This window comes from Vibrio sp. VPAP30 (genome assembly GCF_001188205.1).
In the GTDB taxonomy this organism is placed as follows: Bacteria; Pseudomonadota; Gammaproteobacteria; order Enterobacterales; family Vibrionaceae; genus Vibrio; species Vibrio bivalvicida.
Genome location: NZ_LBLS01000026.1, coordinates 1 through 15,694, shown reverse-complemented (window position 1 = coordinate 15,694; position 15,694 = coordinate 1). Strand labels below are relative to the sequence as shown.

Sequence of the window (15,694 nt, the reverse complement as noted above, 5' to 3'; positions counted from 1 at the left end):
TTTTATCAATACAATGTCAATTTAATGAAATTTCGTGTTGATTGACGCGGTTAAGCATCGCAACTCAACGAGACTTGCTACGTTTCACCTCTAGCATTCGTTTGTCGGCCACATCAATTAATGACTCTAAAGTTGTGTCATTCAAAACTTTAGAAGAGGCGACACCGACACTAAACGTTATTTGATAACGATGTGTCGAATCTTGGTTAAATTTCTCCACCGATTGAGTAAAGCGGTCAATGGCAATATGAGCTACCATCTCTGTTGTTCCTGACATCAGTACTACAAACTCATCTCCCCCCATGCGCGCGTACACGTCAGACTCTCTAAAAGAAGACTCCAACAGCCGAGTAAACTGCTTGAGTGCCTCATCACCGAGCTGGTGACCAAATTGGTCATTAATCTGCTTGAAGTTGTCTAGATCAAAATACGCAAGAGAAACAGGAAAACCACCAAAGCGACAATAGTCGAGTAACTTTTCTCCTAAAGAAGAAAAACCGCGCCGATTAGATATTTGAGTTAATGGATCTGTCGTTGCTGTCACTCGCGTCACTAACTCCTGCTCAACGATTTTAGCTAAGTCAATGAGGTCGTTTATTTGCTCTTGGTTAAAGTGACGAGGCTTAGTATCTATGACACACAAAGTACCGAGCATAGTATTATCATGATGGGCAAGAGGAACGCCTGCGTAAAAGCGGATACCTGGCTCACCGACAACAAGAGGATTGTCAGCAAAGCGATCATCTTTGGTCGCATCCGAAATGATGAAAGGCTCGGTGCCAAGAATAGCATGACCACAAAACGAAATATCACGAGGTGTTTGTTGCGCATCCATCCCATAACAAGACTTAAACCACTGTCGATCACTATCGACAAGGCTCACCACAGCGATAGGCACATCAAATAACCTTTTTGCTAGGCGAGTAACGCGATCAAAACGTTCTTCAGATTCCGTATCTAGAATGTCGAGCTGTTCAAGCTCCTCAATGCGCTGCGCTTCGTTTTTGGGTTTATTAGGTACCTGCATGCCATCATAGATACTTGTGGAAACATAATAAAAATTCTAGCAGCCGAATCTAGAGATGTCTGAAAGTTGACCAATATATTTCAAGTTCTGTTGCTTAGGGCAACCATCCGTAAGTAAAAAAACAATAACCTTAAAAGCCCCACCGTTTGCAATCAAATCCTAACGCTTTGCATCTAATCCTTGCTGCCAGAATGCTACTTCCATACGTGTGGCTGTTTTAAACACTTGAATTAAGTTCTGACCACGCTGGCTATGGATATCAATCTCTTCTAGTAACTGATTGAGATGAGCTGCCCATCGTGCGACGGTAGATTGAAACTCCTCTCCACTGTATAGCTCAATCCAACTTTGATAAGGGTTCCCTTCTAGCTTCGCGGTTTTACTTTCTCTTAGCGCTTTACCAATCACCGCGTAACCAATCGAACAAGGTGCCAAACCGATATACAGTTCGATTAACTCTCCTGTCATGCCAGCATCTAGTACATAGCGTGTATAAGCGACGGTAGCGACATCTTCCGGTTCATTTTCTAAGTCAGATTCGGTTAACCCCCACTGGTCGCAATAGTCCACATGATGTGCTATCTCAGAATCTAACAACGCATGAAAACTTGGGAGCACTCGGCGCATCTCTTCTAAGCTACGGGCTTTATACATAGCTAGCGCGTAGGCACGGGCATACTGTTTTAGAAACAAAAAGTCTTGCTTCAAGTAATGTAAAAAACAAGATTGCGGCAACAACCCGCTGGAAAGTTGCTGAACAAAGGAGTGGTCTGTGTACTGGTGCCAATCGGACTGACAGGCTTCGATAATGTCTTGGTATTTCATGTGTAAGGTTTCCGCACGTAATTGACGATTTGTCTCAGTGTCACCATCACTAGGGTATGAAGGGTTACGATGTAGAGCCAGATGCCCTTAACGCACATTCGTATGTCCACAGAAAAAGTGGTGTACCGGACCATGCCCGTTACCCACCTCTAGCTGATCGGCATGAGCGATAGCTTGAGAGATGTATTGCTTACCAAGGTAAACGGCTTTATGCAGGCGGTTCCCTTGAGCAAGATAAGAAGCAATGGCCGACGAAAGCGTACAACCTGTACCGTGGGTATTCTTGGTTGCCACTCGTTTTGCGCACAACAACTCACTGCTCTGCTGTTGGATAAGGAGGTCATCGCTACTTTGGTCTGTTTCTAAATGCCCGCCTTTAAGCAGTACTGCCTTGGCGCCAAGTGTTCGTAGAGACTCGATCATCGCACCCATTTGATCTTCATCTTGAGGCATTTCTCCCTCTATCAAGGCCGCGCCCTCAGGCAAGTTAGGTGTGATTAAATCGGCAAGCGGCAGTAGTTCCTGCTTTAATGTCGAAATGGCCGAACGCTCTAACAGTAAATCACCGCTTGTTGCCACCATAACAGGGTCAACCACTAAATGCTTTGGTTGATATTGTCGGATTTTAGCGGCGACGACTTTGATGATCTCGGTATCGGCAAGCATGCCCACTTTGACTGCAGCAACATTAAGATCGGTAAATACAGCATCCAATTGGCTTTCAATGTGCTCAATCGGGATGGGGTGAATAGCGGTTACGCCTTGGGTGTTTTGCGAGGTAATGGCAGTGATCACTGAACACGCATAACTGCCTGTCGCCGACATGGCTTTTATATCAGCCTGTATGCCTGCTCCACCACCGCTGTCAGAGCCAGCTATGGTTAATACGATCGGGGTAAAATCTTGTGAGTGTGGCATAGATGCTCCTACGACATGACGTACAGGAACTCTCGACCACGAAAGAAAGCTCAGAGAATGAGCTTAGCCATCGAATACGACTACACTAAACATTGTTACTGGATTAATGCAGATAGTTCCCTACGTCAGTGCTAACTGAATCAGGTTCAACGGGTCTCGCTTCGCGATCTCAGCCCTTTCCCTATAGGGTAGGCTCCCCGACTATTTCGTAAATGATAACAATAATTTTCATATTATTGCAGCACTTATTTAGCCCTATTAGACAGATCGAACAACTCCCTATATGGATTCGATTGATCATCTTTGTAAGAGTCAGTTTTTGTGAACTATATTAATTAATCTCACATGGAATAAAGGAGAGTGCGATGAGCCAGGAGGCACTACTATCTCGTTTAAACGAATTACCTAGAATCCAACGAGTACTTCAAGAATTGCTTGATATGGTCAATAACAGCGAGGTTGACTTTAGAGCATTAGCAAAAAAAATATCAACCGATCAAGTTCTTAGCGCTCGACTACTCCGCCTCGCCAACTCGGCTCATTTTGGGGGCAACAAGAGTGTTTCTTCAGTCAATGAAGCACTGCTTCGAGTCGGGACTGGCCCAGTCAGAACTTTAGTTGTTGCGTCCGTCCTTTCAAGCGCTTTTCCAAGAATCAAAACCTTAGACATGGACAAGTATTGGGAGGAAACTTTCGAAGTGTCAATTATCGCTAGTAAAATCGCGCTTGAGACGGGGATGGACAGCAATGAAGTTTTTACCACAGGGGTACTACACAACATTGGCGAACTGATGATTCATACTTTAGTACCTGAGCAGGCAAAAGTGATCACACAACGCGCAGAGCAAGGAGAAAGCGCGATTGCTGTGCAGGAAGAGATTCTCGATATTACCGCCCCAACTCTAGGTGCAAAGTTAGCCAAATCATGGCATTTTCCTGACGATATGGTTGACGCAATTGCCAACTTTGACGAGCCACGCGATGCAGAGATCTCACCTAAGATGGCAACGACGCTACACTTAGCTCGTTCTATTCATCGCGACTGGGATAAACTCGAAAGCAATGAAGGAAAATCCCGTTATCTAACCGAACATCCAGACTCTCGCCTTTTGCATATTTCAGCTGACTTTGCCCCGACTATAGATAAATACCGAGGGAATGGTCGCGACCTCGCTACTTATCTCAATGCAGCGTAACTTTATAGGCGAGCCCTCTGCTCGCCTTTTTCCTATCAGAAATTATTGTTATCGCATAAACTAATCTAGATAAATTTTTGTTATGTGAGGATGTGATGATAAACCCTGCTTGGCTCAAAACCTTTGTGACTTTGATCGACACTGGTCACTTCACTAAAACTGCAGAAAAGTTGTTTATGACTCAGCCAGGTGTCAGTCAACACATCAAAAAGCTCGAACAGGCTTGTGGTTATCCCTTAATTGAAAGGCACAACAAAAGCTTTGAAGTGACCGACTCGGGACGTAAAGTCTATCAATACGCGACGCATATGGAGCGTCAAGAGTCAGAACTACTCAGGTCACTTAATATGGAGGACCCATTCTCTGGTAGTGTATCGATTTCTTGTTCTGGCTCTTTGGCTCTTCTGCTCTATCCGAATCTGCTCAATTTACAATGTAAATATCCTGCACTCATTCCAAGATTAGAAGCTGCACCACACCAAAAAATTGTTGCCGATGTTTTGTCTGGTATGACGGATATCGGTATCGTCACTCATATTCCATCTGATTTGAGATTTGATACCGAAAGATTAGGCAATGAACCACTATGCTTAATGTCACCTAAAAAATATACCTCTCGGCCGCTAACACAAGCTAGCTTGAAGGAAATAGGTTTAGTTCAACATCCAGATGCAAATCATTATCTTTCGATTTACTTTGCGCAATGTGGTGAACCCGAGCTAGAGAAAGTAAATATTGATGATATTCCTGTGACGGGCTACATCAATCAGCTGAACCAAATCTTACTACCTGTCGCCAATGGGTTAGGCTTCACCGTGTTGCCCAAAAGCGCTCTCGATACATTTGTAGAAAATGACCGCATTTCAATATTTGAGCCTTGTAATGAAGTGGTTGAAACACTCTATTTCTTAACGAAACGTTACCGCCAACGGCCAAAAAGATTTGAGACGATCAAAGCCGAGATGACTAAACATTTTCGTTAGTAGCGAAACAAGTAGGCTAACCAAAACGAAAGTTGGTTTCCAACTCTTCAATCCAAGCGCCACCTATCGCTCCAATCAGGACTATATTCACCGTAAAGCGTTTGCCTTCTTTCGAGCGCAAAGAAAAAGTTTCGAGTTTTCTTTCCCCTATAGCTAAATACTGGGTCTTAATGCTGTACACCGAGTAGTCCCAATATCCTGATTCGCTAATCACCAAAGAACCTAACGTCCCCGTTTTTGCCACGACGCTTTTAGGATTAAAACGTACACATCGACGATTTTCTCCACTAATCTGCAACTTACCCGAATCAAAAAGTAGTGGGAAGAAATCACTCTGTGCGACAAAAGAGTTCACCGTATGGTCGTCATTGGTCATTTGATGCAAGTAATCCATAACGTTCTCCTTAAGATAACTCAGCGACCGTGCGAGCCTATATCTATAGCTAACGCAATCTGCATGCCAGAAAACAATACTCAACAGGATGAATATTATCTCTTGTTTTCAAATAGATAATCTTGGACGGAAAAATTGCTCCCGTTCATTCCCAAAATGAGAAGCAAAACAAGACGAAACCCTCAATTTGGCAACGAAATATTTACAATCATTTTGCGTAGCTTCCAACTTAAAGTGTTAGTCTCCTCACTCCATAAAAAAAAGACAAAAAAATGAAGCTAGAACACATTGACACTCCGGCATTATTCATTGATATCGACGCAGTCGAGTCGAACCTTGTAACAATGCAACAAAGGATAGACCAGCTAGGTTTAACACTTCGCCCGCATACTAAGGCGCACAAAATTCCTCAATTGGCACAAAAGCAAATTGAATATGGTGCAAAAGGAATCTGTACTTCCAAACTTGGTGAAGCAGAAGTGATGATGGCAGGGGGGATTCAAGATATTCTTATCACCACGCCGATTGCTGGTACAAAAAAATATCAACGCTTGATAGACCTTTGCACCCAGTACCCAGACGCCACACTTTATCAAGTAATCGACCATCCACAGCATGTCAACGCTATCGCTAAGCTGGCAATGGATAAAGGAATCACGGTCAAACTTCTAATTGAAGTTGAAAGCGGGCAGCAGCGTTGCGGCGTTCCTGTAGGCAGAGAACTTTTGGCGTTGATAGAACAGATCATGAACACACCTGGTGTTCACTACTCGGGTATTCAAGCTTATAGCGGCCACCTCCAGCTCATTAAAGGTTTTGAACATCGTCAACTTCAGGCGCGCACAGCCGTTACCGAATTGTTTGACTATATTGAAACAGATTTGAAACCTCGCGGACTAGATCCTGATATTGTCAGTGGTGGAGGTACTGGAACCTATCAAGCCTATCAAGGGCTGGGATTTACCGAAATACAAGCAGGCTCTTACTTATTTATGGATGCTTCATACGGTTCCATTGGCGATGAAACGCATCCGACACAAAACCAACAATTTGTTCCGGCGCTGAAGGTGCTGAGCACCGTTATTAGTATGCCCGCAGAAAACCGTGCAGTTATTGATGCAGGTATGAAAACGCTCTCTATTGATCTCGGTATGCCAGCCGTTGAGTCTCATCCTGATATTAGCTATCAATGTGGTGGTGATGAGCATGGCATTCTTCATTTCGATGACAACCCAGATCTAAAGATAGGCAGCACCCTTGTGTTGACCCCAAGCCACTGCGATACCACTTTAAATAACTTCGACTATTTGCATGTCATTAAACAAGGTGAAGTGATTGAACGCTGGCCGATTGCAGCTAGAGGTCGCTCAGACTAAAACGTAAAAAGGAGCCGACGGCTCCTTTTTTCTGGTGATATTTTCATTATGCTTCGAGAACGTCTTCGCCAGACATCTCAGAAATCAACAGTAGATCATCTTCATCAAGCTTCATGCCCAATACTGGCAATCCGTGCTGAACGACCCAGCAGAGGAAGAATACCAATACGCCTAACGCAACCAAACCTAGTGATAACATAGCCAAACCTCCTCCTTGATTATCAAAACAGTATCGATAACTTGAAGATGCGACTATTTGAGAGGGGTAAAGCAAAAGGCCTTTGAAAATACTGAGTTCTTATACGTTTTTCGATGCACCCTTAACGAGAAGTTCGTTAAGCCCTGTGTCTCTTTTTGCGTTCAGTTTATTCGTATTTACGCTGGGAGTTTACTCGTTTCTCTACACCTTTAAGTTATTGGGATACCCTTTCAATATAGTGATACCGTACAAATGTCGCAACTACATTTAGTGCCATATCGACATAAGATCACAAATTTTATGCTTCCATGCGCATAATTATCCATTAAAGCTCTTTTTCAGCTATGAACGATGCCAATTCTGCTTGTCCTTGCTTGCTATATCTAGGTAATCAAATACCTGACGCACGAAAGGAGCACCAACTTTTGAGCCACCATTACCATGTTCGATCACCACGGTTGCAACATACCTCGGATGATCACAAGGAGCAAAAGCGGTATACAAACCGTGGTCGAGTAGATCGTAACTCAACTCTTTGGAGTTATAGACCTGATCTTTCTTTAAGCCAAATACCTGCGCAGTCCCCGATTTACCACCACTACAATAGCTGGCGCCCTTAAATGCCCTACGCCCTGAACCTCGACTACCAGAATTAACCAAACGCATTGCGTTCATTGCAATATCCCAAGTCTGATTGCTCACCCCTTTTATCTGTCCTTCAGCTTGAATTGGGTTAGTTTTTTGTTCGCTAAAAGGCGCACTATGAGCAAGAGTCGCTTTTAATAAATGAGGAGCAATGACTTGGCCATGATTAACCAAGACGGAAGTCGCTTTAGCAATTTGCAAGGGAGTTGCTGTCCAGTAACCTTGTCCAATACCAATGGGCACAGTGTCACCTTTGTACCAAGGTTGACGGTAGCGAGACTCTTTCCATTCTCGAGTCGGCATGTTGGCTCGCGTCTCTTCAGGAATATCAATGCCGGTTAATCTGCCAAAACCAAACATATTCATCCAGTCAGAAATACGGTCAATGCCAAGCTCATAGGCGATATGATAGAAGAAAGAGTCCACCGACTCTTCAATCGCTAAGGTTACGTTTACTGGCCCATGCCCCCAGCGATTCCAGTCACGCCACACTTTACTCTTTCGAGTCGAACCCGGGATATGCCAAGCGCCATGATCATCGCGAACCGTATCTGGTGCAATGATATCTTCGCTAAGCCCCGCGACGGCCATAAATGGCTTAACTGTAGAAGCTGGTGGATAAACCCCCAACGTCGCACGATTAACCAAAGGATGGAATGGGTCATTAAGCAATTTGCTGTAGGCTTTGCTAGAAATTCCCTCAACAAACAGATTAGGGTCATAACTCGGACTAGAGACTATCGCAAGAACGCTGTTATCACGAGGATCTAGTACCACAGCGCTTCCCTCACGGTGATCTAGCTTATCAAAGACAAACTTCTGTAAATCAATATCAATATTTAGAACCAAATCCTGACCAGCCACTGGAGGAACATATTTGATCGTGCGGATAACACGACCGCGGCTATTTACCTCCACCTCTTGGTAGCCCTGCTGGCCATGCAATATGTGTTCGTAGTACTTTTCGATTCCTAGCTTGCCGATCGTTTTCGTGGCTCGGTAGTTCGCCAGCGCCCCACTTTCATCTAGCTGCCTAATATCACGGTCATTCATGTGGGCAACATAACCTAAAACATGCGTTAATATTTCACCGTATGGATAATCTCGCTTCATATCGACATCAATAGAAAAGCCCGGCAGTTCATATTGATGAACTGAAAATTTCGCGATCTCTTGTTCCGTGAGACCATTTTTGACCATAACAGGTTTAAAGCGTTTACCATGATGGCTTTTTATTTTTTCTAATTGAACATCAGAAAGCGAAACAAACCGCCCTAGCTTGTCCAAAGAGGCATTCAAATCCTCGACTTTTTCCGGAATCATTTGCAAAACATAAACAGGAAAATTATTGGCTAGGACTTTACCGTTGCGGTCATAGATCAATCCACGCGTCGGCGCGATAGGCAAAACTTGAATACGGTTGTCATTGGCTCGTGTTTTATAGTACTCGACTTGCTTTACTTCTAAACGGTAAAGGTTAGCGACCAGCACGCCAAGCAGAGCAATCATGGCGACAAAGGCAACAACCGCTCGATTGCGAAACAATTTTGCTTCTTGATCGTGATTTCTTATCGCTTTGCTTTGATGATGAAAATTCATAGGCAGAGATAAAGGCCAGCCCAAACGCCACCCTTTATTTTTTTACATTTAGTTACATTTGTCGCAGACGTTATCAATAACCGCATTCTGTTATGTGCGAGCAATGTAAACAATGTCAGGAAATATCCACACAATAACGAAAACCCCGAATGCTGCCATTCGGGGTTTACGTTGTTTCACTTTAAGTTAAGCGCCGATCACACCACCATCTTCACGTGTAATCGCCATGATAGTTGAACGTGGCTTACTATTACCACCAGCAGGGAAGTGAGAAGGTGCACCCTTTTCACCCGGGTGCTGAACTCCGACAAACATGGTTTTGTTATCCGCCGAGAAGGTAAGGCCTGTGATTTCGCACGCGACAGGACCAGTTAAGAAGCGACGCACTTCGCCCGTAATTGGATCACCACACAACATCTGGTTATTGCCTTGTCCAGCAAAGTCACCTTTGTTTGAGTAGTTACCATCGGTTTGAATCCACAAACGACCCGCCTTATCGAACCCAATACCATCAGGACTGTTGAACATATTGTCAGCATTGATATTTTCACTACCCGCGTACAAGTCACCTTTATGCACTTCTGGGTTACCTGCGATTAAGTACAGATCCCACTCAAAGCCATCGCTGGTGTGATCACCCTTTTTCGGCACCCAGCGAACAATCTGACCATAGTGGTTTTCTTTGCGTGGATTCGGACCACCGACTGGCTGGCCTTCTTTCACACCACGGTGCTTGTTGTTGGTAAGCGTACAAAATACGTGCTTGTTGTCTGGGTGAACAGCCACCCACTCAGGGCGATCCATTGTCGTAGCACCAACTTGTGTTGCTGCGCGGCGAGCAAAAATCATCACCTCAGCTTGGTCATTGAAGCCGTTCTCTTTGGTCAAACCATTTTTACCATGGGTCAGCTCTAGCCATTGGCCGTTTCCTTTAAGCTCTTTGTCGTCCATCTCGAACTTAGCTACGTACAGCGTGCCTTCTTCTAACAGATCGCGATTCGCTTTATCGTTACCTGGTTGGTACTTGTTCTTAGACACAAACTTGTACAGGTGTTCACCACGCTCATCATCTCCGAGGTAAACCACAACATGACCATTGTCGTTGACCAGTAACGCTGCGTTTTCGTGCTTAAAGCGACCTAGCGCTGTACGCTTAAGTGGTGTTGAGTCTGGATCATTAGGATCGATTTCAACTACCCAGCCAAAACGGTGCGGTTCATTTGGATGCTTAGCAACATCAAATCGCTCATCAGTATCGTGCCATTGATATTTGCTCTTAGCTGCTTTGACACCATAACGCTTATGATCACTTGAGACATCTGCGCTACCACTTGTACCAAAGTAACCATTAAAGTTTTCTTCACACGTCAGGTAAGTCCCCCAAGGGGTTTGACCGTTCGCACAGTTGTTAAATGTGCCAAGCGGCTTCATGCCCGATGGATCTAGCTTGGTCTTCATCAACTCATGACCTGCTGCCGGGCCAGTCAGCTTCATTTCAGTGTTAGCAGTGATACGACGGTTAAGCTTACCGTTTCTATCCAGCTTCCACTGTTCACCAGACTTAACGATTTCAAACACTGTGACACCGTGTGCCGCTTGGGCTTTAAGCACGTCGTCAGCAGTCATCGCCTTACCGCCGTGGTCAAACAACAAATCATAGTTGGTGTATTCGTTGTTGACCGCAATAACAGCACGATTTTCGCTGATTGGGTAGAAGCTCATGCCATCGGTGTTGTCACCAAACTGACGCAACTGAGCTTTGGAGTCTTGCTTACCACTTGGGTCAAACTCTGGTGCATCGGCGAATATTGGGTCACCCCAAGAAAGCAGTGGTGTGGCTTTATAACCTCTAGGCACGATAAACGCATCAGCAGTTGATGCTGGTACCGCTTCGAAATTAAGCAATCGGCTGTCAGTGCTTGCCGCTAATGCTTTGGTAATTGGGTTGAGTGAAAGAAAAGCACTGGCACTTACTGCTGCTGTTCCAGCCAAAAACCGACGACGAGATAAACGCGCGTCGATCATTTGGCTAAATTCAGAATCCTGATTGTCACACTTCTTGTTTGAAACCGGACGCATTGCTGACTCCTTGCTTAAGTAATAGTTATATAAATGCGAGGAAATCGTAGACGGGAAAGATGACACTTCAGTTAAGTTATTGTTTAGTATTAATTAATAAAAAACGACACTTAGCGACAAGTTACATTTCAAACTTATTAAACTGCGCCATAGTTCACTTTTAGCTAATAAGGTATGGCGTACATGCAAAAAAATGTGATCTAAAACCTAGATCTTTTCGATTTTGACGACTAAATTGAACCCTGTTCATGAGGAACTACGTTCACATACGCTCAATGAAGAGCTGCATTGTTTCTAAGTGAGGGATTATCATGAAGAAAATGAGAAGAGCACAATTGCATCGCGTTCGCATTCAATACTGGAAAGAGTCGAACAAAGACGCGAACAAATCGTCTTAATGTGCTAACACCCAACTAAGCTGGCTTAACCGCCAGCTTTTGCGTTTTTATAGCCTGAAAGCTGAATAGCGAATACACCTAATCCACTCCTTTCGTAAAACAAAGCATTCCACTACCATCAAATCATCAATACACTTTTTTTGAGCCTCTTTGGCAAATTCCCCCCTCTTCAATTGTGAAAACCAAATAAATGATCATGGGGAATGTATGTTTTATATGAAAAACCTGCCTTTATGGCAAAGAGCAACTCGTGCTGTAGCTGGTTTCGTGATGCTAGGATGTGGCTTAATCGGTTTCTCTGGACTACCAATAGGGTTCCTAATGGCAGGCGTTGGGATAATTACTGGCTTGACTGGTGTAGTTGGTTTTTGTCCAATGTGCTCGATAGCAGTTAAGAAGAGCAAATGAGGAACGAAATGAGGTTTGAAAAGTATAGCGCTTCAGCCTTTGAATTGGCTCGTTTAGGTGATGAAAATGCATTAAGAGACCTTTTAATTGAAGCACAACCAGATATTAGACGTTATGCCAAGCGCAACTGTTTCTCTGCGGATATTGATGATGCTGTTCAAGAAACACTGTGGGTATTATCTAAAAGGATAGGGACAGTAAAAATGCTTGCATCACTCCCTGCTTGGTTATTTACCATTGCAAAGAGAGAGTGTTATAGGATGGCACAGCGTTCAAAAGCAAACTCAATTGTTCACCATGCAGAAGACATTCATGAATACCAGGACGATATATTGCTTTCTAGCAAACCTGAACATGAACTTAGGTATGATTTAACAAGAGCAATTCATTCACTACCCGACCACTACAAGCACATCGTGTTGCTTAGGGATGTCGAAGGTATGGCTATAGAAGAAATTGCCCATAGGCTAGGTAAATCGCGAGATAGCGTAAAAGGGCAGCTTTATAGAGCAAGAATGTTGGTAAGAGAACATTTGATTTAATATCGAGGTTAGAAATGAAACCAACAACAATATTTGCTAGTCGGTCTTTAACCGAGCACTTCCTGCGTGGAGGTTCGGGAGTGCTACTTTTGTGGCTTGCCGTTGAGTTATCCGTTTCCAATCCGTTTGTATCTTTAGGATTAGGCATCACCTCATTATATCTATTCCGTGGTTGCCCTGTATGTTGGGTAATAGGGTTATTTGAGACAGTTTATCGAGGATATGCCAAACTCAGAAGTCGACTAGCTTAAGAAACCACTAGTTAGCTTATATAGACGAAGACCCCAGCAATTGGTGGTTTTCGTTAGCTAAATACAATGTTCTCTAGCCATCATTCTAGAAATAGCACCCCACTAGACAGTCACAAAACTTTACTTAACGGTAAAGTTAAAATACCCTAGCATCCATAAAAAATGAGAAGCGAATGACCAAATTCAATAACTCATACCAATAAAACAACGAATCAGGGACAGATATGAACAAACTCGCCCTTTCACTTGGCCTAACCTTAACACTTGCTCCAACACTATTTTTCGGCTGCCAACTTTCTCAAGCAAAGCCATCAGCTAACTCGACCGCTTACATGGTTCAATTACCTATTGAACGAAAAGCGACTAAGTTGATTGCGCTCGAAGGCGAATTCAAACCATCTAAGTACACCAAGATTCAAGCGGAAAACAGCGGAAAAATTGCCAATATCTACGTCCAAGATGGTGAATACGTTGAAAAAGGTCAGCCATTGCTAGATTTCGATGCCACCTTGGCAGCTCTCGCAGTCAAGACCGCCCAAAATGAGTATCAAATGGCAACCAGAAACATCATCGAGCTTACTCGTACCACCGGAGAGGATGACCCAAGGTTTGAAAGCGCTGTCAATGCAGTAGAAGCGACCAGAAGTAACTTACTGATCGCACAACAAGATCATGAGGCGACCACCATGTACGCCCCATTCTCAGGCACACTAGGCCAGTTCCATTTGAATGCAGGCAACTATGTCAATGAAGGTGAATTGATCACCGAACTGGTGGCAACGAACACGGTCGAATTGCACTTTACCGCTTCACCTCAAGTGCTGAACGTATTTCGTCAGGTGTTAAGCCACGACCCTGACAGTTTGCAGGCTTCAATTGTCAGTCCTGAAGGCAGCTATATTGATGGCAAATTGCGATATATTGATTCTAAGCTTGCCAACCAAGAGCTTAGTGCTTATGCGATCTTCGACAACCGAAACGGAGAACATTTAATTGGCTCAAAAACCGCTTTCTATTTAAATAGCCCACAACAAGAGCCTCAGTTATTTGTCCCGGTCACTGCCATCCACACTAACGACGGCACACCGACGCTGTTTGTATTGGATGATAAACGCGTGGTGAGGCCAAAGCAGGTGACAATCGCAAAAATCAAAGAGAGCTACACTGGTTATGTACCCATAAAATCAGGATTGGAACCCAACGACTTCGTGCTGACAACACCTGAAGCACCAGAGTTGGTCGGCAAGAAAATCGACCCAATGGTTAACCTTGTTAATCAGCTCAATGAGATACTCAATCGCCAATCTTGATGGTAAAAGCAGCAAACAAGTCGATAAAAGATGAAAAAACTCTCAATAAGCTATTTTAGTGATAGAAGGCATGATTATTTATGGTAGCTTTGCTTCTTTCCCCATCCTGTACGGATAAAGGTATGGATAAACGAAACCAGCGCAGCGAGAGAACCAAGTTCGGTATCATCTTAGCTGCCATTGAGTGCTACAAGGAAATGGGCGTACAAGGCGCCTCGTTAGAACTCATTGCAAAGAAGGCAAATTCGACCAAGCCCACTGTCTATTCTCATTTTGGATCTAAAGAGAACCTATACAAAGCGGTTGTCGGTTACATAATGGAAGAAGAAAAGCTCAATCATGCTTTACCTGATTTCAATCCGGCTATCGATATTCGCCAACAACTGATCGACATTTTTACCCTGCAGCTTGAACACATCATGCAGTGTGAAAAGCGCCGTCTACTTGTCGCTATTACCATTGAAGCTATGTGTCAGGGCAAATGTCACTTAAATGAAGTAGAAAGCATTAAAGCCTGCCCAATGGAGGCTTGGCTTGAAGAGGCAATTCGTCACGGCGCTTTACCGCAGCAAAACACAGCAGAACTGGCTACCAATCTTTGGGCATTGGTAAAAGGTAGAACTTTTTTCCCCGAGTTCCTGGGTATGGCAGCTAACGACTCAGCTGAGCGTCAGTCCAACTTAGAATCTGCGATAGACTTCTTTCTTGGCTGCCAAGGCATAAAATCAAAGACCCCAAACCAGTAATTGTTGAGTGCCCCCAATCGGAATGACTCTTTAAGATTGAGGATGGAATAATGTCAGGCGGCTCTTTGGGCTCTAAATCCCCAAGGACGTGCTGACGACCATTTCGGCAAACATGTCTTTGCCCCTTTCTTTGTTTCAACTGATTCGACACATTAATCCAAAGCATTATTTGACTTATTTGTCCTTATCTCACAGCATGACAAAGTTTGCATATTCACGACAGATGCATAGTGAGACTAAAAGTTAGTTCAAAAATATACCAATCATATGAAATGAAAAAGCCCCTAGTCGCGTCTAAAGGCTTGCATGTGGCGGTGAGCAGCCACATGAATTTAGGTTTAGTGAGTTGCTTTAGGATAAGCACTATTGCAATGGGCGGGATACCAGCATGAGAAAACGGGTAGGACACATAGGATCACCTGTGCTTTTAAACATGCATGAGTCAGAACAGAAAACAACAAAGGCCTGAATAGTCGGGCCTTTGTTGTCGTCATTGAAGCTCATCCTTGAGCAATTAACTTAATATACAAAAGTAACACTCATCAAATTGGATTAAACGCACCCCAACAGCGTTGCTTTTGCCCTGCCAGAGCTTGTTTTACTGGTCAATATATTTTTCTGGAAGCACTCTTACTTGAAGTACATTGTCGATATCAATGAGCTTAGCTGCCGCCAAAATATCTTCTTTTGTTGCTGCAGCTAATTCTTGCGCAGTGATCCCATCGGCTTCAATTATATCCGGGTAAGTTTGCGCTGTTGAAGTTAAGTCGAACCAATAACTATTGCTTTCTACCTGCT

General features: G+C 43.9%; 15 protein-coding genes and 1 riboswitch. Of the genes, 7 read left to right on the top strand and 8 right to left on the bottom strand.

What is annotated here, in order from left to right; genetic code table 11:
- Window positions 1-64: 64 nt before the first annotated feature.
- The 3 genes from ZX61_RS10565 to thiD all read right to left on the bottom strand — a co-directional run bounded on the left by ZX61_RS10565 (window position 65) and on the right by thiD (window position 2,770).
- The gene (locus ZX61_RS10565; RefSeq protein WP_049844592.1) at window positions 65-1,027 is read right to left on the bottom strand and encodes a GGDEF domain-containing protein; all 963 of its coding nucleotides are present in this window, start codon (window positions 1,025-1,027) and stop codon (window positions 65-67) included.
- 159 nt (window positions 1,028-1,186) lie between these two features.
- A complete protein-coding gene (gene tenA, locus ZX61_RS10560; protein WP_049844591.1) occupies window positions 1,187-1,852 on the bottom strand; it encodes a thiaminase II in 666 nt (221 codons plus the stop codon).
- Window positions 1,853-1,939: 87 nt separating this feature from the next.
- The gene (gene thiD / locus ZX61_RS10555) at window positions 1,940-2,770 is read right to left on the bottom strand and encodes a bifunctional hydroxymethylpyrimidine kinase/phosphomethylpyrimidine kinase (protein WP_049844590.1); all 831 of its coding nucleotides are present in this window, start codon (window positions 2,768-2,770) and stop codon (window positions 1,940-1,942) included.
- Between the two features lie 100 nt (window positions 2,771-2,870).
- A riboswitch (TPP riboswitch) is annotated at window positions 2,871-2,980 on the bottom strand.
- A 155-nt stretch (window positions 2,981-3,135) separates the two neighbouring features.
- On the opposite strand from thiD, the gene ZX61_RS10550 reads away from it, so the two are divergent.
- Both ZX61_RS10550 and ZX61_RS10545 read left to right on the top strand, forming a co-directional pair.
- Complete coding sequence (locus ZX61_RS10550) at window positions 3,136-3,966, top strand: HDOD domain-containing protein (RefSeq protein ID WP_049844589.1); 831 nt, start codon at window positions 3,136-3,138, stop codon at window positions 3,964-3,966.
- Window positions 3,967-4,061: 95 nt separating this feature from the next.
- Window positions 4,062-4,949: a LysR family transcriptional regulator gene (locus ZX61_RS10545; protein ID WP_049844588.1), complete on the top strand. Its 888-nt coding sequence runs from the start codon at window positions 4,062-4,064 to the stop codon at window positions 4,947-4,949.
- A gap of 16 nt (window positions 4,950-4,965) precedes the next feature.
- Here ZX61_RS10545 and ZX61_RS10540 read toward each other — a convergent pair whose 3' ends face one another.
- Window positions 4,966-5,343: a VCBS domain-containing protein gene (locus ZX61_RS10540; RefSeq protein WP_049844587.1), complete on the bottom strand. Its 378-nt coding sequence runs from the start codon at window positions 5,341-5,343 to the stop codon at window positions 4,966-4,968.
- Window positions 5,344-5,615: 272 nt separating this feature from the next.
- Between ZX61_RS10540 and ZX61_RS10535 the strand changes: the two genes are divergently transcribed.
- Window positions 5,616-6,719, top strand: coding sequence for a DSD1 family PLP-dependent enzyme (locus ZX61_RS10535; RefSeq protein WP_049844586.1), 1,104 nt, complete (start codon window positions 5,616-5,618; stop codon window positions 6,717-6,719).
- A 46-nt stretch (window positions 6,720-6,765) separates the two neighbouring features.
- Here ZX61_RS10535 and ZX61_RS24240 read toward each other — a convergent pair whose 3' ends face one another.
- From ZX61_RS24240 to ZX61_RS10525, 3 genes are all read right to left on the bottom strand, one after another.
- On the bottom strand, window positions 6,766-6,924 hold the full coding sequence (locus ZX61_RS24240; protein ID WP_157633185.1) for a hypothetical protein: 159 nt from the start codon (window positions 6,922-6,924) through the stop codon (window positions 6,766-6,768).
- A gap of 336 nt (window positions 6,925-7,260) precedes the next feature.
- Window positions 7,261-9,162, bottom strand: coding sequence for a penicillin-binding protein 2 (gene mrdA / locus ZX61_RS10530; protein ID WP_049844585.1), 1,902 nt, complete (start codon window positions 9,160-9,162; stop codon window positions 7,261-7,263).
- Between the two features lie 186 nt (window positions 9,163-9,348).
- A complete protein-coding gene (locus ZX61_RS10525) occupies window positions 9,349-11,241 on the bottom strand; it encodes a PhoX family protein (RefSeq protein ID WP_049844584.1) in 1,893 nt (630 codons plus the stop codon).
- Window positions 11,242-11,846: 605 nt separating this feature from the next.
- On the opposite strand from ZX61_RS10525, the gene ZX61_RS10520 reads away from it, so the two are divergent.
- The 4 genes from ZX61_RS10520 to ZX61_RS10505 all read left to right on the top strand — a co-directional run bounded on the left by ZX61_RS10520 (window position 11,847) and on the right by ZX61_RS10505 (window position 14,896).
- Window positions 11,847-12,047: a YgaP family membrane protein gene (locus ZX61_RS10520; RefSeq protein ID WP_049844583.1), complete on the top strand. Its 201-nt coding sequence runs from the start codon at window positions 11,847-11,849 to the stop codon at window positions 12,045-12,047.
- An 8-nt stretch (window positions 12,048-12,055) separates the two neighbouring features.
- On the top strand, window positions 12,056-12,589 hold the full coding sequence (locus ZX61_RS10515; protein ID WP_049844915.1) for an RNA polymerase sigma factor: 534 nt from the start codon (window positions 12,056-12,058) through the stop codon (window positions 12,587-12,589).
- 475 nt (window positions 12,590-13,064) lie between these two features.
- On the top strand, window positions 13,065-14,150 hold the full coding sequence (locus tag ZX61_RS10510) for an efflux RND transporter periplasmic adaptor subunit (RefSeq protein WP_049844582.1): 1,086 nt from the start codon (window positions 13,065-13,067) through the stop codon (window positions 14,148-14,150).
- A 122-nt stretch (window positions 14,151-14,272) separates the two neighbouring features.
- Window positions 14,273-14,896, top strand: coding sequence for a TetR/AcrR family transcriptional regulator (locus ZX61_RS10505; RefSeq protein ID WP_049844581.1), 624 nt, complete (start codon window positions 14,273-14,275; stop codon window positions 14,894-14,896).
- 598 nt (window positions 14,897-15,494) lie between these two features.
- Here the strand turns inward: ZX61_RS10505 and ZX61_RS10500 are convergent.
- Window positions 15,495-15,694 (bottom strand): hypothetical protein (locus ZX61_RS10500; RefSeq protein ID WP_150114988.1); only part of this gene is annotated, 200 nt, incomplete at its 5' end.